Source organism: Ignatzschineria sp. 22MB058224 (genome assembly GCF_058188435.1).
Map to the genome: position 1 here is coordinate 915,508 of NZ_CP187366.1, position 22,601 is coordinate 938,108.

At 37.4% G+C, this 22,601-nt stretch carries 24 protein-coding genes and 1 tRNA gene; 8 read left to right on the forward strand and 17 right to left on the reverse strand.

The window, feature by feature from the left end:
* Positions 1 to 9: 9 nt before the first annotated feature.
* The 5 genes from metK to ACPF7B_RS03840 all read right to left on the reverse strand — a co-directional run bounded on the left by metK (position 10) and on the right by ACPF7B_RS03840 (position 4,946).
* Positions 10 to 1,215 (reverse strand): methionine adenosyltransferase, encoded by a 1,206-nt coding sequence (gene metK, locus ACPF7B_RS03820; protein ID WP_490506311.1) that lies wholly within the window; start codon positions 1,213 to 1,215, stop codon positions 10 to 12.
* A 217-nt stretch (positions 1,216 to 1,432) separates the two neighbouring features.
* Positions 1,433 to 3,115, reverse strand: a complete 1,683-nt coding sequence (gene leuA / locus ACPF7B_RS03825) for a 2-isopropylmalate synthase (protein ID WP_490506312.1) — start codon at positions 3,113 to 3,115, stop codon at positions 1,433 to 1,435.
* Positions 3,116 to 3,485: 370 nt separating this feature from the next.
* Positions 3,486 to 3,752, reverse strand: coding sequence for an oxidative damage protection protein (locus ACPF7B_RS03830; RefSeq protein ID WP_490506313.1), 267 nt, complete (start codon positions 3,750 to 3,752; stop codon positions 3,486 to 3,488).
* A gap of 40 nt (positions 3,753 to 3,792) precedes the next feature.
* Positions 3,793 to 4,752, reverse strand: a complete 960-nt coding sequence (locus tag ACPF7B_RS03835) for a ribose-phosphate pyrophosphokinase (protein ID WP_490506314.1) — start codon at positions 4,750 to 4,752, stop codon at positions 3,793 to 3,795.
* A gap of 119 nt (positions 4,753 to 4,871) precedes the next feature.
* Positions 4,872 to 4,946 (reverse strand) — tRNA-Gln (locus ACPF7B_RS03840).
* Positions 4,947 to 5,117: 171 nt separating this feature from the next.
* Here ACPF7B_RS03840 and lolB point away from each other — a divergent pair.
* The 3 genes from lolB to ACPF7B_RS03855 all read left to right on the forward strand — a co-directional run bounded on the left by lolB (position 5,118) and on the right by ACPF7B_RS03855 (position 7,131).
* Complete coding sequence (gene lolB, locus ACPF7B_RS03845; RefSeq protein WP_490506315.1) at positions 5,118 to 5,678, forward strand: lipoprotein insertase outer membrane protein LolB; 561 nt, start codon at positions 5,118 to 5,120, stop codon at positions 5,676 to 5,678.
* Positions 5,678 to 6,532 carry a 4-(cytidine 5'-diphospho)-2-C-methyl-D-erythritol kinase gene (gene ispE / locus ACPF7B_RS03850; protein WP_490506316.1) on the forward strand — a complete coding sequence of 285 codons (855 nt, stop codon included), beginning with the start codon at positions 5,678 to 5,680 and terminating at the stop codon, positions 6,530 to 6,532. Before lolB ends, ispE begins: the two co-directional genes overlap by 1 nt.
* Before the next feature lie 122 nt (positions 6,533 to 6,654).
* Positions 6,655 to 7,131 carry an L-2-amino-thiazoline-4-carboxylic acid hydrolase gene (locus ACPF7B_RS03855; protein ID WP_490506317.1) on the forward strand — a complete coding sequence of 159 codons (477 nt, stop codon included), beginning with the start codon at positions 6,655 to 6,657 and terminating at the stop codon, positions 7,129 to 7,131.
* Positions 7,132 to 7,185: 54 nt separating this feature from the next.
* Here the strand turns inward: ACPF7B_RS03855 and bioB are convergent, their stop codons facing one another.
* The 6 genes from bioB to ACPF7B_RS03885 all read right to left on the reverse strand — a co-directional run bounded on the left by bioB (position 7,186) and on the right by ACPF7B_RS03885 (position 13,793).
* Positions 7,186 to 8,211: a biotin synthase BioB gene (bioB, locus tag ACPF7B_RS03860; protein WP_490506318.1), complete on the reverse strand. Its 1,026-nt coding sequence runs from the start codon at positions 8,209 to 8,211 to the stop codon at positions 7,186 to 7,188.
* A gap of 242 nt (positions 8,212 to 8,453) precedes the next feature.
* The gene (locus tag ACPF7B_RS03865; RefSeq protein WP_490506319.1) at positions 8,454 to 8,735 is read right to left on the reverse strand and encodes a hypothetical protein; all 282 of its coding nucleotides are present in this window, start codon (positions 8,733 to 8,735) and stop codon (positions 8,454 to 8,456) included.
* Positions 8,736 to 8,921: 186 nt separating this feature from the next.
* Entirely contained in the window at positions 8,922 to 10,019 is a 1,098-nt protein-coding gene (locus ACPF7B_RS03870; RefSeq protein ID WP_490506320.1) for a ribonucleotide-diphosphate reductase subunit beta, read from the reverse strand.
* A gap of 59 nt (positions 10,020 to 10,078) precedes the next feature.
* Positions 10,079 to 12,322, reverse strand: coding sequence for a ribonucleoside-diphosphate reductase subunit alpha (locus ACPF7B_RS03875; protein WP_490506321.1), 2,244 nt, complete (start codon positions 12,320 to 12,322; stop codon positions 10,079 to 10,081).
* Positions 12,323 to 12,643: 321 nt separating this feature from the next.
* A complete protein-coding gene (locus ACPF7B_RS03880) occupies positions 12,644 to 13,201 on the reverse strand; it encodes a metallophosphoesterase family protein (RefSeq protein WP_490506322.1) in 558 nt (185 codons plus the stop codon).
* 43 nt (positions 13,202 to 13,244) lie between these two features.
* A complete protein-coding gene (locus ACPF7B_RS03885; RefSeq protein ID WP_490506323.1) occupies positions 13,245 to 13,793 on the reverse strand; it encodes an elongation factor P hydroxylase in 549 nt (182 codons plus the stop codon).
* 164 nt (positions 13,794 to 13,957) lie between these two features.
* Between ACPF7B_RS03885 and ACPF7B_RS03890 the strand changes: the two genes are divergently transcribed.
* The 5 genes from ACPF7B_RS03890 to ACPF7B_RS03910 all read left to right on the forward strand — a co-directional run bounded on the left by ACPF7B_RS03890 (position 13,958) and on the right by ACPF7B_RS03910 (position 17,112).
* The gene (locus ACPF7B_RS03890; RefSeq protein WP_490506324.1) at positions 13,958 to 14,863 is read left to right on the forward strand and encodes a DMT family transporter; all 906 of its coding nucleotides are present in this window, start codon (positions 13,958 to 13,960) and stop codon (positions 14,861 to 14,863) included.
* A gap of 95 nt (positions 14,864 to 14,958) precedes the next feature.
* Positions 14,959 to 15,834, forward strand: a complete 876-nt coding sequence (rhtA, locus tag ACPF7B_RS03895) for a threonine/homoserine exporter RhtA (RefSeq protein ID WP_490506325.1) — start codon at positions 14,959 to 14,961, stop codon at positions 15,832 to 15,834.
* Between the two features lie 13 nt (positions 15,835 to 15,847).
* Complete coding sequence (locus ACPF7B_RS03900; protein ID WP_490506326.1) at positions 15,848 to 16,045, forward strand: hypothetical protein; 198 nt, start codon at positions 15,848 to 15,850, stop codon at positions 16,043 to 16,045.
* 381 nt (positions 16,046 to 16,426) lie between these two features.
* The gene (locus ACPF7B_RS03905; RefSeq protein ID WP_490506327.1) at positions 16,427 to 16,768 is read left to right on the forward strand and encodes a DMT family transporter; all 342 of its coding nucleotides are present in this window, start codon (positions 16,427 to 16,429) and stop codon (positions 16,766 to 16,768) included.
* 17 nt (positions 16,769 to 16,785) lie between these two features.
* Complete coding sequence (locus tag ACPF7B_RS03910; protein ID WP_490506493.1) at positions 16,786 to 17,112, forward strand: DMT family transporter; 327 nt, start codon at positions 16,786 to 16,788, stop codon at positions 17,110 to 17,112.
* Positions 17,113 to 17,174: 62 nt separating this feature from the next.
* On the opposite strand, the gene ACPF7B_RS03915 is transcribed toward ACPF7B_RS03910, so the two are convergent.
* The 6 genes from ACPF7B_RS03915 to ACPF7B_RS03940 form a co-directional block, all read right to left on the reverse strand.
* Positions 17,175 to 17,804 carry a LysE/ArgO family amino acid transporter gene (locus ACPF7B_RS03915; RefSeq protein ID WP_490506328.1) on the reverse strand — a complete coding sequence of 210 codons (630 nt, stop codon included), beginning with the start codon at positions 17,802 to 17,804 and terminating at the stop codon, positions 17,175 to 17,177.
* Between the two features lie 179 nt (positions 17,805 to 17,983).
* Positions 17,984 to 19,354, reverse strand: coding sequence for an adenylosuccinate lyase (gene purB, locus ACPF7B_RS03920; RefSeq protein ID WP_490506329.1), 1,371 nt, complete (start codon positions 19,352 to 19,354; stop codon positions 17,984 to 17,986).
* Positions 19,355 to 19,364: 10 nt separating this feature from the next.
* A complete protein-coding gene (locus ACPF7B_RS03925) occupies positions 19,365 to 19,778 on the reverse strand; it encodes a DUF423 domain-containing protein (protein ID WP_490506330.1) in 414 nt (137 codons plus the stop codon).
* Positions 19,779 to 19,852: 74 nt separating this feature from the next.
* The gene (locus ACPF7B_RS03930) at positions 19,853 to 20,215 is read right to left on the reverse strand and encodes an ArsC/Spx/MgsR family protein (protein WP_490506331.1); all 363 of its coding nucleotides are present in this window, start codon (positions 20,213 to 20,215) and stop codon (positions 19,853 to 19,855) included.
* Positions 20,216 to 20,341: 126 nt separating this feature from the next.
* On the reverse strand, positions 20,342 to 21,013 hold the full coding sequence (locus ACPF7B_RS03935; protein WP_490506332.1) for a thiamine diphosphokinase: 672 nt from the start codon (positions 21,011 to 21,013) through the stop codon (positions 20,342 to 20,344).
* Positions 21,014 to 21,035: 22 nt separating this feature from the next.
* Positions 21,036 to 22,583, reverse strand: coding sequence for a GNAT family N-acetyltransferase (locus tag ACPF7B_RS03940; protein ID WP_490506333.1), 1,548 nt, complete (start codon positions 22,581 to 22,583; stop codon positions 21,036 to 21,038).
* Between the last annotated feature and the right edge of the window lie 18 nt (positions 22,584 to 22,601).

Below are 22,601 nucleotides of genomic sequence, written 5' to 3' on the forward strand. Positions count from 1 at the left end.
ATCTAAAGACTATTTCAAACCTGCTTCTGCTCTTAAAATATCGGCTTTATCAGTTTTTTCCCAACTAAATGCTGTCGCTTTTACATTATTACCATTTTGATCTTGATACTCTATTTCATAAGGGCGACGACCAAAATGCCCATAACTAGCAGTTGGTAGATAAATTGGGTGCAAAAGATCAAGCATCGTTACAATTCCGTAAGGTCGAAGATCAAAATGCTTACGAACTAACTCTTCAATCATAGATTCTGGCACTTTATTCGTACCGAATGTTGTGATTGAAATCGATGTCGGCTCTGCAACACCAATTGCATATGAGACTTGAATTTCACATTTATCTGCCAATCCAGCAGCAACGATATTTTTTGCCACATAACGCCCTGCATAAGCCGCTGAACGATCGACTTTTGAGGGGTCTTTACCAGAAAAAGCGCCACCACCATGTCTCGCCATACCACCATAAGTATCAACAATAATTTTACGGCCTGTTAAACCACAATCGCCTACTGGCCCACCAATGATAAAACTTCCCGTTGGGTTGATATGATATTGGGTATCTGCGGTTAACCACTTCGCTGGTAGAGTTTTTTTAATGATCAACTCCATTACTGCTTCTTCTAAATCTTTCGCCTTCACATCTTCATCGTGTTGTGTAGAAAGTACCACAGCATCCACATGTGAAACTGAGCCATCGCTATTATATGCAAAGGTTACTTGACTTTTAGCATCCGGTCGAAGCCATGCCAATTGACGGCTTTTACGCGCTTCTGATTGGCACTCCATCAAACGATGTGCAAACGTAATCGGTGCGGGCATCAACACATCAGTTTCATTCGATGCATAACCAAACATTAATCCTTGATCCCCGGCGCCTTGATCCTCAGGTAACTGACGATCGACCCCTTGAGCAATTTCACTACTTTGCTTGCCAATAATGTTTAAAACGCCGCAAGTTTTTCCATCAAAACCAACCTTGGAAGAGTCATACCCAATGTCAGTAATCACATTACGTACGAGGTCCTCTAAATCAACCCATGCATTCGTACTCACTTCTCCGGCAACGATTGCAACTCCCGTTTTAACAAGTGTCTCGCAAGCAACTCGTGCATTTTTATCCTGTTTAATAATTGCATCAAGAACCGCATCAGAGATCTGGTCTGCAACTTTATCTGGATGCCCTTCTGAAACAGACTCAGAGGTAAATAGGTAAGTCATATAACGCCTCTTCTTAATTTCGATAAAATATTCACAGCAAGTTCTTCTCCAAGAACTTGCTTACATTATTTTTAATAAGGGAAATTCTATCACTTTATGGACTTTACTGCTGAATAAATCGCTGAAATACCATCTGTAATATTTAAATCACGCATAATAAAAAAGCGTATCAAAACAATACGCTTCCAAAAATAACTTATATCCTCATGCTTTGATTTTAGAAGGCAATCCAACCTTTCTCCATCGCTCTATTCACTGCTGATACTACCGCCTTTAAGGATGAACGTGATGTATTCGCATGCGTTGCCGCACCAAATAAGGTACGATTATCCACTTGCAATTCAACGTACGACACAGCCTCAGCAGAAGAACCTTTACTTCTAGCATGTTCATTATAATCAACCACATCCACATTCCAACCAAATGCACTATTAATACCATTCACAAATGCTGCAATTGGACCATTCCCTTTTGCATCAAGCTGTTTTTCGCCTTGTGGAGTTTTTAATTTCACTTTCATATGTGTATTGCCATCAGCATCTTCTTCAATATCGATCGGTGGAAGAATTTCAATCGAGGTTGGCGTCTTGAAATACTCCTTATCAAATATTGAATAGAGTCTCTCAGAAGTTAACTCAACTCCCTCTTTATCGGCAAATAATTGAGCAACCTTACTAAACTCAATCTGTAAACGACGCGGTAACTCAATACCATGATCTTCTTCTAAAAGATATGCAACTCCTCCTTTGCCCGACTGACTATTGACTCGAATAACCGCTTCGTATGAACGTCCTAAGTCAAAAGGATCAATTGGTAAATAAGGTACTCTCCAATGTTGTGTTGGATTTTCTTTCATATCCGCTAGACCTTTACGAATAGCATCTTGATGAGATCCAGAAAAAGCAGTAAACACTAACTCACCGGCATAAGGATGGCGAGGATGAACAGGTATCTCAGTACAATACTCAACTTCACGAACTACCGTATTAAGCTTACTAAAGTCTAAACCTGGATGGAGCCCTTGCGAATACATATTCAGTGCAACAGTAACTAAATCGACGTTTCCTGTACGCTCTCCATGGCCAAATAAACAACCTTCGACGCGATCAGCTCCAGCCATTAATGCTAACTCTGTCGCTGCAACGGCACACCCACGATCATTATGAACGTGCGCACTGATCACAACGGAATCTCGACAACTAATGTGATCACAGAACCATTCAACCTGATCGGCATAGACATTCGGTGTCGAAACTTCTACGGTTGCCGGCAGATTTAAAATTAATTTATGTTCTGGCGTTGGCTTAAACACCTCGCAGACCGCTTCACATACCTCCAAAGAAAATGGCAATTCAGCATCAGAAAAGATCTCTGGCGAATACTCAAAAAACCATTCTGTATCTGGGTATTTAGCTGCTTCAGCTTTAATCATTTCCCCACCTTTCACTGCTAATGCTTTAATTTCAGGCTTTTCCATTTTAAAAACAACACGACGGAAAGTGGGTGATACTGCATTATAATAATGAATAATAGCTTTTTTCACGCCCTTTAGTGATTCAAAAGTCTTCGTAATCAAATCTTGCCGTGCTTGCGTTAAAACTTGAATCGTCACATCATCTGGAATACGATCCTCTTCAATCAATTTACGCACAAAACTAAATTCTGTTTCAGAGGCTGATGGAAAACCAACCTCTATCTCTTTAAATCCACATTCAATCAATAGATCGAACATGCGAATTTTTTTCTCAACACTCATGGGCTCAATCAATGATTGATTACCATCTCGAAGGTCTGAACTTAACCACCGAGGAACAGTGGTAATTTCTTTATTCGGCCATGTTCTGTTTTGATAGTTAGGTGCTTCAAATCGCTGATATTTAACTTCTGGATTGGAGATCATTTTATTATTCCTCAATAATTAATTTTGCTGATATTACAAATTCTGAAATTTTTTTGCCATGCAATTATTGTTAGAGCGCAAATAAATTCTATTATTTGATTCATAAGGAAATTCTAAGTCGATAAGTATACACAATGACATGCCACCTCCAAACACGAAGACGGATTTTATGGATAACATAAGCAGGAAAATTCATAACTACACCAACTAAAACGAAATAAAAAATCTAACGCAGATTTAGGCTGCAACCTTTGCGGTTACAGCAGAATAAGTCGTAGTTGTAATAGTGTGTAGTTTTTTCTGTTCATAAAAAAACCTTAACCCCTTTTTATAAGAGGGTCAAGGTTTTTTAATAAAGAATTCAAAAAAACTATTCGGGCTTAAACTCTTCAGGCAAATCTGCACCTGCTCCAAAGAAATAATCATGCATCTGTTTTTCAAGAAACTCTCGAGATTTAGGGTCAAGAGGATTAATGCGATATTCATTAATAAGAATTGTTTGAGCCTTCAGCCAACCTTGCCATGCTTCATTTGAAACATTTTCAAAAATTTGTTTACCCAACTCACCAGGATACATTTGTCTTGGCATCCCATCAGCTTCTTTCTGTAATTTTACGCAAAACACTTTACGAGTCATTCAATGACCTCCTCTTCGTTTACTCAATAAGAATCTTAAATTACTCGTATGTAAACAGAGTACTTACTGATTCTTCTTCGTGAATTCTTAAAATAGTATTTGCTATGATATCAGAAATCGAGAGAACACGAATTTTAGAAGATGCTTGTGCTTCTTCACGTAAAGGAATTGTATCTGTTACAATCATCTCATCCATTCCAGAATTATTGATATTTTCAATCGCTTTTCCAGAAAAAATAGGATGAGTACAATATGCACGAACCGTTTTAGCACCACGTGCTTTAAGGACTTTTGCAGCAGATGCTAATGTTCCAGCAGTATCAACAATATCATCCACAATAATACAGTTACGACCTTCAACTTCACCAATAATATTCATTACTTCAGCAACATTTGGCGCAGGACGTCGTTTATCAATAATAACAAGATCAGCGCCAGGAATCTGCTTTGCGACTGAACGAGCACGAAGAACTCCACCGACATCCGGCGATACGACAGTAATATTTTCATTTCCATGAGCGAGAATATCTTTTTGAATCACCGATGATGCATAGATGTTATCAACAGGTATTTCAAAGAAACCTTGAATTTGGTCAGCATGAAGATCAATTGTTAAAACGCGGTCACAACCAACGCTAGTGATCATATTTGCCACAACTTTTGCCGAAATAGGTACACGTGCTGAACGTGGACGGCGATCTTGTCGTGAGTACCCATAATAAGGAATTACAGCTGTAATACGACCAGCAGAAGCTCTTCTTAATGCATCACAAGCGACCAAGAGTTCCATTAAGTTATCATTCGTTGGAAAACATGTTGGTTGAATGAAGAATACATCCTTACCACGAACATTTTCATTTATGGAGATCATTACTTCCCCATCTGAAAAGCGACCAACTGTTGCATCGCCTAATTCTAATCCTAAATGTTTAACAACTTTCTTAGCTAACTCTGGATTGGCGTTTCCGGTAAACACCATCATCTGGTCTTTGCTGCTCATTACAAAGAATCCTCTATCAAATAAATTGGGAAAGTAGAATAGAAAAAAGGTATTGCATCTATTTGTAATCTTTTCTTTGACATAATCAACTTAATTACAGTGCAATACCTTTCAAAATTTGGCTGGGCTACCAGGATTCGAACCTGGGAATGGCGGGATCAAAACCCGCTGCCTTACCGCTTGGCTATAGCCCATCAGAAGAACAACTATTATAAACTTTTTTAAATCTTTGTCTAGTTTATTTTTGAGTTTTTTTTACTCATTTAGACTTCTGTTTATAATGCGTTTCAAAGTGTAAAATGTACTTCATATTTTGTCGCCCTGAAACAACGAAAACAATTCTATCAAACTTTTTAAAAAATGCTATGAAACGAGTAAAAATTATCCCTTTTTCTTTAATTATTTTTTCAATAACTGCATGTACAGTCCCTATTTATGAGACCTTAGAGGATGCCGAAAGTTATAAAGTTTATGGCCGTACAGCAATTAAACATCCTGCCCAAAATGGCCAAGTAAGTTTTGCCATTGAACAAGCTAAAAATGAGGCGCTCAACATTATAATTCAAGGTCCATTTGCCCAAGGCCGAGTAGATATTGAAGTAAATAATGATGAAACATCTATTATCATTGATGAGCAAACCTTTAAAGATAAAAGCGCAGATCGACTATTTGCAGAACTGACCGGCATAAATTGGCCCGTTTCAGGCACTCAACAATGGATTAAAGGGCGTACTAATCATGCCACAACAAAAATCACTTATGATGAAAAAACAGAATTACCAAAAACATTTACTGAAGATGGATGGACAATTACTTACAATGAATGGATTGAAAAAAATGGAATGCAATTACCTTTAAAAATGGAAGTAACACGTGGTAATGATATTCGCCTACGCTTCTTAATTGATAATTGGATAATACGATAATGCTCTACTTCACTTCTCCTGCAAAAATTAATCGAATGCTTCGAATTATTCATCGTGAAAAAAATGGTTACCATTATTTGCAGACTATTTTTCAATTCACCAACCTCTTTGATGAAATTGGATTTCGCGAAGATGAAAATGATGACATTACCCTCCTTTACGAAAACCCTAATTTTTCAAAAGAAGAAGATTTGATCTATAAAGCAGCTATCGCGCTCAAAAATGAGAGTCATTGTGAAAAAGGTGTCACAATTGACCTTATAAAAAATCTTCCCATGGGTGCAGGTATTGGCGGTGGCAGTTCTAATGCTGCAACAACTTTAGTTGTTCTGAATCAGTTATGGGATCTTCATTTAACTCAGGCAGAGTTAATGAAAATTGGTAAACGGCTTGGCGCAGATGTTCCAATCTTTATCTATGGGCAAAGTGCTTGGGCAGAAGGCATTGGAGAACAACTCAGCCCCATCGAATTACCTGAAGAATCATTTTTATTGATCAACCCAGGAATACATATTAGCACCAAGGTTGTTTTTGAAAGCCCACACCTCATACGAAATAACCCGCGTTTTAAAGAGCAATATTTTAATCAAAGTCGTGCAATTAACGACTGTATGCCCGCTATCTTTCATCATTATCCTAAGATGAAAGAAGTTATGGAAATATTAACTCAATTTGGCTTTAACCCTTACATTACCGGAACAGGTTCTTGCCTTTATATCCCCGAACCTATCCTAGAAAAACATGCGCTATTGGAAGAACTTGCTAAAGAAAAATCTTGGGAAATTACCCCCTTCAAGAGCTTGAATCACTCTCTGCTTTTTAAAGAATCCCCCCTGAATCTCAACTTCTATTAAGTTTCAATCCAACTTTCATTTGAAGACAATTTCCACCGAAAATCTATCTCTATAAAATTACTGTTGCTAAAAACATACTTTACATATATATTTAATATCATTAAATATTTAGGAGATTCGCCGTGAATCAGCAAAAATTAGGGATTTTAGAACAGCGTAAGATTGAAGCATCGATTATTAAACCCATTTATGAGCGAATTAAAGCAGAATTTGGTAAAGAAAAAGCACAAAAGATCATAGCTGATGCTATTCGGGAAGATGCAATTAAAAGTGGTGAGCGTTTCGCGAAGGAAAGTGGTGAAAAATCCACACTTTCGACACTAAAAGCAATTCAACCCAATTGGACAAAGGGTGATGCATTGCATATTGAAAACTTGCCTTCTGAGCCCGGCGAATTTAATTATAATATCACGCGCTGCCGCTATGCAGAACTCTACAAAGAAATGGGGTTGGAAGAGATCGGTTTTTTACTTTCATGTAATCGAGATGGCGCTTTTATTGAAGGTTATGCTCCGAATATTGAATTTACACGAACTCAAACAATTATGAATGGTGCTCCCTTTTGTGATTTTCGTTATCGTAACAAGCATAAAAGATAGCCTAAATAATTAGGCTATCTTATACTAATACTCACTTTTTACGGCAAAGAATAATTATGCCTGCGCTTCTTCAGGACATATAGCTTGATCATCGTTCTTAGCACTATTTGGATTATGTCCCGGCTTATACGGATCATGCGTCGCTGTAATATCAAGCTTATCAAATAACTCTTTATCAGTAATTTGATCCGCATTCGGCGTTGTTAGTAATTTATCACCATAAAAAATAGAATTTGCGCCCGCCATAAAACAGAGCGCCTGCAGTTCTTCACTCATTGTTTCACGGCCTGCTGAAAGACGAACCATTGATTTTGGCATCATAATGCGTGCAACAGCTATTGTTCGAAGAAAATCGAAATCATCAACCTGCTCATTCCCTTCAAATGGTGTACCTTTAATCGGAATTAAACGATTAATCGGAACACTTTCCGGCGGTGTACCCATATTTGCAAGCTGTACTAAAAGCGATGCTCGATCACGTACTGACTCGCCTAATCCGATAATCCCGCCCGAACAGACTTTGATTCCTGCTTCACGCACATAATCAAGCGTATCAAGACGATGTTGGTAATTATGTGTCGTTACCACACTTGCGTAAAACTCTGGAGAAGTATCAAGATTATGGTTGTAATAATCAAGTCCTGCTTCTGCCAGTTCTTCAGCTTGCTCTGCATTAAGATGACCCAACGTCATACAGGTTTCAAGCCCTAATGATTTAACGCCTTCAATCATCATCTTAATCATCGGCATATCGCGAGCTTTGGGATTGCGCCATGCGGCTCCCATACAAAAACGACTTGCACCGGTCTCTTTTGCTTCTTTTGCCTCTTGAATAACTTTTTCAACTTCTAGTAGTTTTTCTGGTTCTAATCCTGTGTCGTAACGTATACTCTGCGCACAATACTTACAGTCTTCTGAACATTTACCTGTTTTAATTGAAAGTAGTGTACTAACTTGTACTTTCGTTGGATCAAAATTTTGACGATGTACTGTTTGCGCCTCAAACAGTAACTCAAAAAGTGGCTTTTCAAATAACGCAAGCGCTTTATCAATTGACCACTCATTTGTGTAGTATTCCATTATTCTTATTCCTCCGGCTCAACAATGAGCTTTTTTAAGATAAAAACATCCCGTCTATCATAGGGGAAATAGCAATTGAATGTGAATTTATTTAAGAAAATTGCCTACTCATTAAGCACCTTCAATTCTTATTTTTCTACCGAGGATCTCCTACACACTTCTTCATCAGGAAATTTCTCAAAATTTGCACAACAAAAAAGGTCTTCATAAAGACCTTTTAAAATTTTATGCGTTTTTAAAGACTACTTCGTATAGATATTAGGCGAAGAGAACCGTTCTTTTCGGCTAAAAGCATAGCCCGTTGCATATGTTAATATCTCTTGAATTAGTCCATCTGACAAAGCGATCGTTTCATCACGATTTGACCAAATTTTTTGCTCTACCGAATAGTTGCCAATACAAAAAGAGTCATTTTTACCATCTTTCAGCCAAATACCTAAAAATTCCGAACCCGGAACTGTTTGGAAATGTATTTGATAATGGGAGTTTTTAAGCGGATAAAACTTGTAGTTATTTGTAGTCATAATTCATGAATCCTTTTTAGCTGATAGACGGGCCGCAATTAGGAAATCGCCAGATGATTGATCATTTACTTTCAAAGTAATAAGCTGATAAATGTATAATAATTTATCTCAACAATCAAATACTTTACTCATTAATAAAAAATCCCGCCAAAGCGGGATTACAAATATTAACAACAAAGTAATTAACTAAATATCAAAGATTTCATCTTCCGCATCGTCAGTAACACTATTCAGACGATAATTAGTATTATCCATCTCTTGGTTAGCATTTTGAGTTTTATTCAAATCGAACCAGTTATCCATCCACGAAAGTGGATTTTTAGCGATACGTTTATGAGGATTCTCTAAACCAAGAAACTGATAAAGATCCTGCGCATTCCACAGAACCCACTCATTTAAAAGCATTTGATTAAGACCAACGATTGAACGACCTTCACTGAAAAGATAACGATTCCAATCAAATTCCTGATCCACAACTGTTTTGATAATTTCGTAAATTGCATCTTTGTTTTCATTAAGCAACTCAGCCCATTCAGGGTCTTTGAAAAGAATCTCTAAAACAGCTTCATCCATCATCACATGAACTTGTTCATCCTGCGCAATCTTTTGAACAAGTTTAGCAATACCTTGGAAGATATTTTGCTCAGCAAGTGCAAAAGTACATGCAAATGAGCTCATGAACTCGATTTTTTCTAAACAATAAAGCGCAACAAAACCACGAAGAACTACTGATTTAAGCTCTCGAGAATTACGATCAATTTTACCAAGCTTATAGAGTGCTCCATAACGATCTAACTCATCAAAGCAATCAACAACAGTTGTTGAACGATTCAACACTTCATCATTGCGCATTACCTCTTTAAAAACTTCTTGAGGATCAGAGATACATTGACGAATGATTTCTGAATACGTTAATGCGTGCAGATTTTCAATTTCCGATTGCTTCGATAACATTACCCACAGCTCAGAGTTACTAACAAATGGTGCAAAGAGCGGTGCAATCGTGCGTGAAGCAACTGAGTCAAGCTCCCATTGAAACGCAAGCGTCTTAACCATAATGTCATAGTTATTTTTTGAGCAGTTCAATAGATCCATTCGTGACTGCTCTAAATTAACCTCATCTTCCGTCCAGTCCATAGACTTTTGCAGTTTATAAAGATCAAATAGACGCGGATAAGGCGTATTAATTGAATCATAAAGTGCAAGAGGCTCACCTAAAAACAATGGATACTGGCCTGTTTGCCAATTATCATTGTTTTGGTTAAAAATTGATGTTTCTTCCATTCTTATATCTCCTCAAGGATGACGAGAGTGACTGCTCGCCACTGATTATTCAAAAAAACCTAGAGCGTACAAGCACCGCCGGCACAGCTTTGATCTTCCACTTTCTCATATCCTTCGTGAACTATGCCAGATGCACTATTTAAATAGTAACGCGTTTTACAACCCAATTTCATCATATAGATAAAATCAGAGAGTAGTTGTCTGCTCGAAATTGTTTGTTGACTTTGGAGGTTCAAATAGAGATCCGCACTAATTGCTTGACCAGTAAACTTCTGAATAATCGCATACATCTCGATTAAATCTTTAGAATCTAAATTCCATGCAATATCATAATACGGTGCAAGCTCATCCATATCCGGCGCAAGAAGAAGATTTTTCCCTGTTCCAGACGTTTTCATCACTTTTAAGTTACGAATTGGATAGAGACCATTTGTTGTGTTGGTCAATTGTGAACTTGATTCAACCGGCATCATCGCTTCTAACACAGAGTGGCGAATACCACCTTGAGCAATAATCTCTTTACGCAATGTTTCCCAATCGTAAACAAGCGCTTGGTTATGAACTGTATCAACATTTTTATTATATGTGTCGATCGGTAACCATCCTTCTGGATATTTAGTGCGATCGATCCAATCAGCATTACCCTTCTCTTTAGCTAATCGAAGGCTTGCTTGATGTAAATAATATGAGTGACGCTCTGCGATAAAGTGAATATAGTTTTTCCCTTCTCTTGAAGCATAACTCAATTTTTTCAGTGCCATTTCATGGGCCAGATTTGTAATCCCTACACCAATTGAACGACGTGCTTTTGCCGTTGTTTCAAGTGATGCAAATGGATATTCCATAATCTCGATCACGTTATCAATCATCAATGCACAATAGTAAGCAACATCTGCATACTCTTCTTCACTGACGCGCCCAACAACAATCGACGCTAATGAACAAAGACCAATCTCACCAACTGGATCATTTGAATAGAGATCCATCATACCGGTGTAGGGTTTTGTTGGAAGCGCAATCTCTAAGCAGAGATTTGATGAATAGATCGTATCTTTAAACGGTGTATGACGATTCATCTCATCAATATAAGTTAAATAGATTCGTCCTGTTTCTGCTGCTTCTGTTAGTGATTTAATTGCAATATCACGGGCTTTTACAAATGTTTTCTTAATGGAGTCATCTGCTGCAACACGTTCATATTCTGCTTTAAATGCTTCATAATCTTCATGATAAAAAAGCTCATATAATTTAGGCGCATAGAGCAAACTCACAAGCATCCAATCTTCATTTTTAGCGACTTTTTCAACAAAATAACGATTAACAATCATTGCATAATCGATATCACGAATACGTTTTTGCGTGATAGTTGTTGGGTTTTTGAGCACAAGAAGATCGAAAATTTCTGGATCTAAAACATTAAAGTAAACTGTTGCAGAGCCACCACGAGATGCTTGCATGTTCGCATGTACCGCAGATTGAATCATTCGGTAATACGGTAGTTTTCCTTGATGGACAACGCGCCCCTCTTTAACGGGATCCCCTTTTGAACGAGTTAAAAGGTGTGAGCCAATTCCCGCAGATGCACAAGTCATCATATATGCAATATGATCCCCAACAGCCAAGCTTTTCACATTATCGCCGGTCGTATAAACACAGCAGGATGCATAGCCTTTATGAGGTGTACGCATATTAATCAGCATTGGAGTTGGTGTATTAATTTTTAACTCATTGAGATATTTATAAAGTTTTGCAATGTCTTGCATCCGGCGTTCACGAGGTTGGTTTTGCATATTTTGCATCGCCATTCCCATAAACATAAATTGCGGAGATTCTAAGCAAAAACCACTCACACGATTATTAATCAGATAACGATCCTTCATCTGATGAAGCGTCGTATAGTTATAGTTAATATCGATATTATGATCGATAATTTCTTCAAGCTCATCAAGCTCTTCACGAGTGTAATCCATTACTTCCCAATGTTTTAACTTGACCATGTGATCATAAAACTCTGGAAGTGTTGGAATTTGACGAAAACCACCGAATGCTTCTTTGTAAATCGTACCAATTAGTAGGCGACCAGCCATTTTTAAGTGCTGATGATCTTCTCGCTCAACGCAGGCATCAATCATCGCCTTATGGAGTTCTAACGTAGTACAGCCATCGTAACATTTACGATAAGCCTCAAGCGCAATCGCACTCCAATCAACTTCATATTGGGCTGCAAATTCTGCCCATTTATTGAGTTTCTCGGCATCAAATTTTTCACGTTCGCCGCTGCTCTTTACTACGTAATTGATCATTCTCAGCACCCTTCCGATTTATTTTAAAACTAAAAAAGATTTATATTTTATTTCTTCTATCTCTATGAAAAGAGAGGAGAAATAAAATATTCTGGTCTTTTTTATATGAAACTTGAGAGATATTCTCGACTTAAATTTTGAGTAGCTACTATATCATTTATCCCCTACCGGAGTAAGCTTTATGAGGAGCGATTATTTACCATTCTCTGATAAACTACTATTCATCGACACATTGCAAATTTTTGAATTTTGAAAAAAATTCTCAATAAATATAACCTAATTCCGTTTTTTGTAATGTATTCACGATGGATGATATCCAAATCAAGCAATTGGAACCGATAATAGCTGATGAGTCTGTGCCTGATAGAAATGCACCTCTCTATTGCCATTATTGATCGATAAAACCGCATAAGTTTTCTCACTACCTCCGCGCGGATAACGAATACTGCCGGGACTAATCAAATGAACACCAGCTACGATCTCTGAGCGTGGAATATGTAGATGCCCATGAAAGGCTATCTTTGCATCATTCTCTTTTGCTCTTCTTACTACCGATGTTGCTACCGAATCATAATCCACAATATGACCATGCGTCAGATAAATCTTTTCGTTCCCAATAACCATCACTCTTTCAAGTGGAAAACTCACTTTGCTATTTGCTATCGGAAAATCGTTATTCCCCGTTACAGCATAAAATGGAACTTCTGGAAATATAAAGCTTGCCTCAATTACCTCTTCAGCACCATCACCGAGAAAAATAACACCGTCAATATTTTGCCGATGGTGATAAATAATCTCTATTAACCCATCACGATCACCATGAGAATCAGAAATTATTAGCAAACGTTTTCTTTCAGAACCAGCGTTACTCTTCGACATCCATCATTACTCACTTAAAATTCAATCAAATATTAAAAATAAATTATATATCCCAAATAGTTTCAGGGTAAGGAAAATCTTCCTTCGAAAAAGGCTTCGTTTGATAGAACTTCTGAAGATTATCAATGAGCTTTAAGCCACGTGGAGGAATACCATTTTGTAGCATTGAAATCAGCTCTTGATGAACACGTTGCTGAAATTGTAAGCGATCAGGTTCAAAATCACCGGCAAGATTATCACAGCTTACAGAAAATTTACGACCACATGCTTGCGATAACAACCATTCTAAGGCTTGAGGTCGAACTTCATGATCCTCAAATTTCGCTTGCGTCAATTGATCTCGACCATCGGGGCAATACCAATAACCAAAATCCACTAATTGACGACGCTCACGTCCGGCAATACACCAGTGTGAAATTTCATGCAATCCACTCTGAAAGAAACCATGGGCAAAAATGATGCGATGATATTGATGTTCTTCATCAGCTGGAAGATAAATTGGCTCATCATCTCCTTTAACTAACATCGTATTCTCACTCTCTAAAAAAGTCGCGTTAAAAATATCGATTAAATCTTCGTAACGATGTTCCATATAAGTTCCCTCAAGAGAGACCGTGCACTTAAAAAATATGATAATTAAAGAATATTGTGAATTTTACCATGAAAACGCTTATAAGAGATTGTCAAAACTTAAAGTTCGCGTTATATCTATTTGTTTGCACTATTTATAACTTTATAACAATAAATTCATTTATTATGACATCGACTTCAAGTAGCACGCTTACCATCTCTCCACGCGCACCACTAGTTAAAATGGCCATCGCGATGATTCTCTTCGGATCTGTTGGCTTTTTCTCGCAACGAAGCGGTGTTCCTGCGCTTGAATTGGTCTTTATTCGCTGTCTTTGTGCTGCTTTTTTTCTTGGATTTTTTTGGTGGCAATCGGGTCAACTTCGTCTGGAGAAATGGCATAAAAATGAAGTCATTCATATTTTAATTTGTGCTATTTTTCTCATTTTAAATTGGGTCTACTTCTTTAAAGCTATTGAAGAAAGCGGTGTAACGATTGCTATTTCGATCTATCATCTTGCGCCAATTATGGTGCTAATTTTAGGATCCTTCATCTATAAAGAACGGCTAACAACCATTGCCGTTATCGCCATTATTTGTTGTTTCATCGGGACATTAGCAATCTCTGAAATTAATCGAACTGCATCGCTAAAGGAGTTTTTCTCTCATGGATTAATCTTTGGCCTACTCTCAGCTCTTTTTTATGCACTCTTAACCCTCATGGGGAAAGGCTTTAAATATGCTAGCTCCTATGCAATTACTACTATTCAGGTCGCTTTCGGCGCGCTACTACTGATCCCATTTGTTGAATTTAATTATTTTGAGAATCTTACAATGACTAATTGGATCTATATCCTCATCACAGGATTTGTACATACCGGAATCGTATTTTATCTCTTCTTTGATTCTATTCGCCATCTATCAACACAAGTCATTGCGCTTTTGGTTTTTTTAGATCCATTAGTGGCAATTTTAATGGATATTTTTATCACCGGGTTTATACCCTCCATTGAACAGTGGATTGGCATTATTTTAATATTTGGGGCGATGGCTTTAACGCTTCTTCCTAAACCCCAGCATAAGAAACAATAAAATTGTCGATTATTGTTAATAAGCGGCTCATGATATAATCTGCACAAAATTCATTAATTATCCCTATTCGTAACCAAATTTTAATTGAGATATCTATGATTGTTCACTCACAGCGTGGAATGTTGCTTCCGTTAGTCTATCTTTTTACTGCCATGATTTCGATTCAAGGTGGGGCAACGATTGCTAAACAGCTATTTCCGATTGTTGGAGTTGAAGCAGTAACGGCCTATCGACTTGGCTTTAGTGCAATTATTTTGCTGATGATTTTTAAACCTTGGAAACGAAAACTTCAAGTGGGATATCGTCGCTATCTAGTTTTGTATGGCATTGCGCTTGGAACGATGAATTTCCTCTTCTATCAAGCAATCAAATCGATTCCTTTAGGGATTGCTGTGGGATTAGAATTTACCGGTCCTTTAGCTGTGGCTCTCTTCTCTTCTCGACGTAAAATTGATTTTGTATGGATTTCACTTGTTGTTGTTGGCTTACTCGCCTTAATTCCATTTGATGGTGATAGCGATCTCAATATTAAAGGTGTGATCTATGCGCTAGGTGCAGGTATTTGTTGGGCACTCTATATTGTCTTTGGGCAAAAAGCCGGTAATTACTATGGTACAGCAACCGTTGGGATTGGTGCTGCGATTGCTGCCATTATTTATGTCCCGATAGGAATTGCGAGCGGTGGTATTGGAATTTTTGCGCCAGAATATCTTCCTCTAGCCATCACTGTGGCAGTACTGACATCTGCCATGCCCTATGCGCTAGAGATGATGGCACTCACACGAATGCCAGCAAAGACCTTTGGTACACTTACTAGCTTAGAGCCCGCCATAGCTGCTATTTTCGGATTTATCATCCTAAGCGAAGTACTATCTCCCATTCAAATTGCAGGCATCATCGCAATCATTGTTGCATCTCTTGGAGCATCGCTTTCATCAAAACCGATCGAAACTGTGAAGACACTCGATTAATAAGGCCAATCAAATGAATTCAACTTCAAATGAAAACATTGAGAAAAAACGCCCGTTTTGGATAAAATTGATCGGCGCAATTGTTCTCATATTTATACTATTATTTGTTATGAATTTTATCGTCAAAAAAGAGATTGCTGCTTTAATCAAAAAGTCTGAAATTTCTCAAGAATCTCAACAATCTACATCAATAAATAGTCAAAATAAATGATGACATTTCTATCTAATTATTCTCAGTACTTACGTTATCTCTAATAATGCTTAGATCCCATAAAAATCACTATCTTTCTGATTTATTACCGAGAAAATATTTGACAAAAATGTTGCACTGAATAGAATATTCTCTATTATTAACAACCTAAAATTCTTTATGAGTTTTTCAAGCTTACAAAAGTACAACCATTCTGCCCTTTTTATTGCACAGTTTTGCATACTCTGCTACCGGCAATCCCACGCTTAAACTTTTCTTGTTCATACAGAACTGATAACGCGATTGAAGCTTTCCTTTTCAATCCGACATTTCAAAAAAATTTCTAATCAAGTTTTCAAGTTATTGAACTTGTCATTACATTCAAAATAAATAGGTTTTATAATGAATAAAGCGTGGATTTACGTTGTGCTCACTTCAGCATTTGAACTGATATGGCTCTATGGTTTTAATATTGCATCAACTTGGTGGCATTGGATTATTATCGGTATTTTTATATTATTAGATCTCAACTTCCTAGCCAAAGCTTGTGAAGGACTTCCAACGGGCACCGTATATGCAATATTTGCTGCAAGTGGTACTGTCGGTACTGTTCTCATGGATTATTTTCTCTTTAAAGAAATTATTACCGGCGAAATGCTCTTTTTTATGGCGATTATCTTAGTCGGCGTAATTGGTCTTAATATCTTCGATGTAAATACAAAAGTAGAGGAGAAAATCTCATGATTATCTCAACTGCATTTATGGGATGGTTATTTATTGCATTAGCCGCAATTGCTGAGCTTTTGGGAGTTTTCGGATTAAGCCTTTACAGCCAAAAACGTAATATTATTAATGGCTTGTTTTATTACGGTGGGATTTTTGCATCATTCGCCCTACTCTATCTATCCTTTAACTTTTTACAAATGAGTATTGCATACACCGTATTTACCGGAATTGGTACTGCCGGTGCAGTAATCTTAAATATCGTACTATTCAATGAATCTAAAAACTATAAACGTGTTTTAAGTCTAATTGCAATTATTGTCGGTGTTGTTGGATTACAGTATGTCTCTTCAGGACAGCATTGATAAACTCAAACGCCAAATATTAAAGAAAGCCCTTTCTAAGAGGGCTTTTTTGATGCTCCAAACTACCCAGAAGTAACTGAATTCCACATAAAAAGTGCGAGCTCAAATGCAATATAGAGCATCATGATACCAATTAAGAAATTTAGAATCCGCCAAGTTGATGGTTTTCTTAAAATAGGAGCAAGTTGACCCACAAAAAAAGCAAGGCTATAAAACCAAATACAAGATGCTGCTAATGCTCCTAACAAAAAAGCAACTTTATGTTGATCTTCTAGTGTCGCAGCAATACCACCAATAATAACAATCGTATCAAGATAGACATGAGGATTGAGAAGCGTAATAGCTAATGCTCCAATGATGGCTTGTTTGCGTGTTAAGGCTTTTGCATCCCCCTGAATCATTAATCGCCCATTTTCAAACGATGCACGAAATGATTGGATAGCAAAATAGAGAATATAGAGCATGCCACATCCTGCTAAAATATTTTGAAAAAGTGGATTTTGAGCAATAAATCTACCAACCCCCAATATCGCAAATGACATTAAGAAAAAGTCACATAAAAAGCAGACTGTCGCAACCCAAAATACGTGATTATTGAGAGCCCCTTGCTTTAAAACGTAGGCATTTTGTGCACCAATGGCAATAATTAATCCTGCCGAAAGCAAAATCCCCTGAATAAATACCTCAAACATCTATTTTCCCCAATCCTTTGGATCTTATTAATTATTTTATTCGCAATAAAAATCCCCAAGATTACGCATAATCTTGGAGATATTCACTATTTAACCATCTAATTACAGGATCGACTACCTAAATAACATTAACAACATAAATGCATTATAATTCATAATCCATCAGAAAATAGATAATCTTAAATTGATTTTGCTAACTTTTCTGCCAACCCAACATAATTCGCCGGTTCAAGCGCTTTTAATGCTTCTTTTTCTGACTCTGCAAGTTCAAGCGTATCAATAAATTCACGCATTTGTGCCAATGTGATACGTTTTCCACGTGTGAAATCTTTCAATTTCTCATATGGATTAGCAATTCCATCACGGCGCATTAAAGTCTGAACAGCCTCACCAAGCACTTCAACGTTAGCATTAAGATCAGCGACTAAGGTTTCAGCACTTACTTCAAGTTTTCCGTGACCTTTAGCAAGACTGCTAAAACCAATTAAAGTATAACCAAATGCAGAACCCACACTCCGAAGAACTGTTGAGTCACTTAAATCTCGTTGCATTCTTGAAATTGGAAGTTTATCTGCAAAGTGACTAAAAAGTGCGTTGGCTAGACCAAAGTTTCCTTCAGCGTTTTCAAAATCAATAGGATTCACTTTATGCGGCATAGTCGAAGAACCAACTTCGCCAGCAATTGTTCGCTGTTTAAAAAAGTTGTGACTGATGTAATTCCAAACATCACGAGACCAATCGATGAGGATAGTATTCACACGGCTCATGGTATGTGAAAACTCCGCAATATAATCATGGCACTCTATTTGTGTTGAATACGGCGTGAATGTTAATCCAAGATCATTTTCAATGAAATCTTGGGCAAATGAAGGCCAATCGAAATCCGGATAAACGACTAGATGCGCATTATAATTCCCTACTGCTCCATTGATCTTTCCAAGAAATTCTTGGTTCTTGAGTTGTTTTACTTGACGTTCTAAACGATAGATAACATTGGCAACCTCTTTTCCTAGCGTTGTTGGTGTTGCTGGCTGACCATGTGTTCTTGAGAGCATTGGAATCGCCGCAAACTCATGTGCCATCTCACGCATTGAACCTATAACGTCTTGCAATTGAGGAAGAACCACATCATTAATGGTGTTCTTAAACATTAAACCATAAGAGAGGTTATTAATATCTTCTGATGTGCAGGTAAAATGGGTAAACTCTGAAGATGCCGCTAATGCTGCATTATTTTTTACCTGATTTTTAATCCAGTATTCAACTGCTTTAACATCGTGATTTGTTGATTTCTCAATCTCTTTCACAGCCATAGCATCTTCTGGTGAGAAGTTTTCATAAAGCGAAATTAAGAATTTCTTAGCATCAGCATCAAATGAGGGAATCTCTTTAAAATGTGATTCTTCTGCTAATTTAATTAACCACTTAATCTCAACCATTACACGATAACGAATTAAACCATACTCACTCACCTCACCAGATAGTGCTTGAACACGATTTGCATAGCGACCATCTAATGGAGAAATTGATAATACAGAATGAATACTCATATGATTTCCTTTACTCATTACGAAGAGATGTCGATTTGATTGCCGCAAATATCAACAATAACCAACCAACAATAAAAAATAGCCCGCCAATCGGGGTGATTAAACCTAAATTTGTAATTTTTAACAGAGCGATTAGATAGAGACTGCCTGAAAACAGAATTGTCCCAATTAAAAAAGCGAGGCCCGCAAAGCGTAAAAGCTTTTGAGTGCTAAGAAGCATTAACAAAATACCTACCGCAATCAGCGCAACTGAATGGAACATCTGATATTGCACACCTGTTTCCCAGATTGCCACACCGCGTTCAGTCAATGAAGCTTTGAGCGCGTGTGCTCCAAACGCACCAATAACAACAGCCAATCCGGCCAATAGTCCACCAATTACAATAAAAAAACGCGTTGCACAGTTACATTGATGACCTTTCATTTTGATCTCCTCAAACGATAAATATCAATATATTACAATTAGATAAGAGACATTACTATTTGTAATATCTCTCATTATACTCCAGCAAGTTTGAGAAGTTTCTCAATAGGTACCGTATCGGGACGCGCGATTACCGCATAATGGTTGTAAATAACAATGGGCCGTTCGATCACAATGGGATTTTGAATAACAAACTCTTTCTTCTGTGTTGGTGACCAAGTAAACCATTCCAATGCAATTCGTTTAAAATCATCTTCTTTTGTGCGGACTAACCCATCTATCCCAATACCCAGCATTGCTAAGAGTCGATCTATTTCTTCAATAGTTAGAGGTGTTTCAAGATAATTAATAAGCGAATATTGAATATTATGCGCATCTAAAAATGCCTTTGCCGCACGTGATTTAGAACAATCACCGTTATAATAAATCTGCCACATATCCTCTAAGTTCCTATTATTTACGTTTATCAATAATGTTTTGCAAAATTGTCAATAATCTATTAAGACTACCATTTTTAACCATTTTTGGGTACTCAAACACGGTAAAGATATTGTCTATTTCTTCTACAAAGAATGATTATATTCAGGGGCTGAAATATAACACCAACACGCGCCCTTTTCTAAGGAAACTTCTATCTCTTTCGCTTGCGCACGATTAGAATAAGTTAACCCACGTCCTAAAGGAAGATGACAATTCGTTAATGGCCATTTTACTCCTTTAATTGTTAAGCCTATCAGCTCTTGAACAGCAATAATGCTTACTAAACTATCGTACTGTGTTGTAATCACCAATGATTCACCCGCTCGAATAAAATAGAGATTTTGCTCGCCATCAGTATGTATAAAGTGACATTCAGGATATTGGAGTGGTAAAAAGAGTAGCGCCATCTGATGATCTAAACGTCCCCCAATACCGCCTAAAAGGATAATTTCCGTAGCGCCATGTGCAATCGCAAACCGAATCGCTAATTCGGTATCAATCTCATCTTTGTCTTCTGGATAAGGGATTTTATGCAAATAAAATGATTCAGGTATTTCATACATGGCACTTGAATCAAAATCACCAACCCATAAATCTACAGGTTTTTCCATATTGGAAATCTTTAAAATACCTTTATCAACAGCGATAAAAAGCGCATCCTCCCAATGAATAATATTAAGCGAACGCACTTTTTCAAAATCAACAAAACCCGGTAATAATAAAATTGCTTGTTTGTGGGGGGCTTTTTCCACCATCTATCGCATTCCTATTCATTAATTAATCAAGTGATTGTGGAAGATTTTCAATCACTCTACTTGCCGGAATATCCGCAATCACATCCGCTCGTTTTGGGGTAAATATGAGCGTCGTAAGATCTTTATTCAAAGGAACCCACTCTAATGTCTTGATCCGCATCAAAGCGATAACAGGCACATGCACCGCATTAGCGAGATGCATCACAGCTGTTTCAACGGAAATAATTAAATCACTTTTCTCAAGCATTGCCGGTAACTCAAAAAAATTATCGAGCGCACTAAATGCATGAGCATTCTTCAGTTGATTATCAGCAATAAGTTTTTCAATATCGGCGTATATCTCTGGTGTACCATTAATCACAAAGAGTGTATCTTTCCATTTAGGTAAGGCTTGCATCAGTATTATTAATTCTTTCACCTGCTCTAATTTCCATGATCGACGTGGATTTTTTGCAATATGATTAATAAACACAACTGGCTGTTCCTTTTGCCAACCCCAATTTCGTAATTTATTCTCGGCATTTACTTGCCACTCTTGGGGAATTTCAACAAATGGATAACGATCCTCTTTAAAAAGCATCACACCACCAATCTGTGCAAACCAATACGCGTAATCATCGCTGATATGACGATCTTTACCGGCATTTGGTGTTACCACATTAATCATTGCATTTAATGATCGTAAATCAGCACGTTTTTTCCATTGATACCATTTAAATTCAATATCCATTCCCATAGCAAAACCATCTGGCCCAGCGATATCATGCGCAAGCCCTGCACCATTTAGTGAGGCTAATGTTTCAATAGAGATAACAATGGGGTAGTTTTCACGCTTGGCTTCTAAGATCGACTCTAAACGCATAGCTGGTGAATAATTCTCACGATAGATCTTATGAAAGAAATCACATTTTTCTACCCAATCATAGAGCGCATATTTTTTAAGATGGGGCCATTTATCAGGATTATCGGTGCAACGGACATCTTCAATAAAAAGATCGATATCTAAATGAGGATATGCTTCTTTAAAAGCTCTAAAACCATTTTGAAGATAGGTAAAATCACCAATTGCAAGATGAGCAATAAACAGAATTTTATTAGATTTTTGGAGTAATTGTGCCGAAATTTTCCCAAGCTCTAACCGACGAGTCATCAAAATATGTGGTTCGCCATCTTCTAGAAACACATCGCCTTCTGATTTAAAACCATACATTTCATAAAAGCCTTTTGAGGCAACTTGTGCGTGTAATATCACGCGATCACTCTCGGCAAGCACGGCACATTTTTTCAGTGCTTCTTTCAACATGAATGCGCCGAACTTTTTTCCTCGTTGATTTTGTAGAATCGCCACTCGCCCAATCTGGTATTCACCACCACTATTGATAAAAAAACGTAATGTGCCGATTGGTTTAGTGGATTCATCATAGAGTACTAATTGCCAAGAATCCTTATCAAGTGCATCATGATCAATCTCAGCGGGAAAACCTTGCTCTTTTGTGAATACTTCATCACGTACAAAAAGTGCATCTGTGAAAATTGGGGAGTTTTCCCCTTTAATCCATCTAAATTCCATGCGTTTTCCCCTAATTGA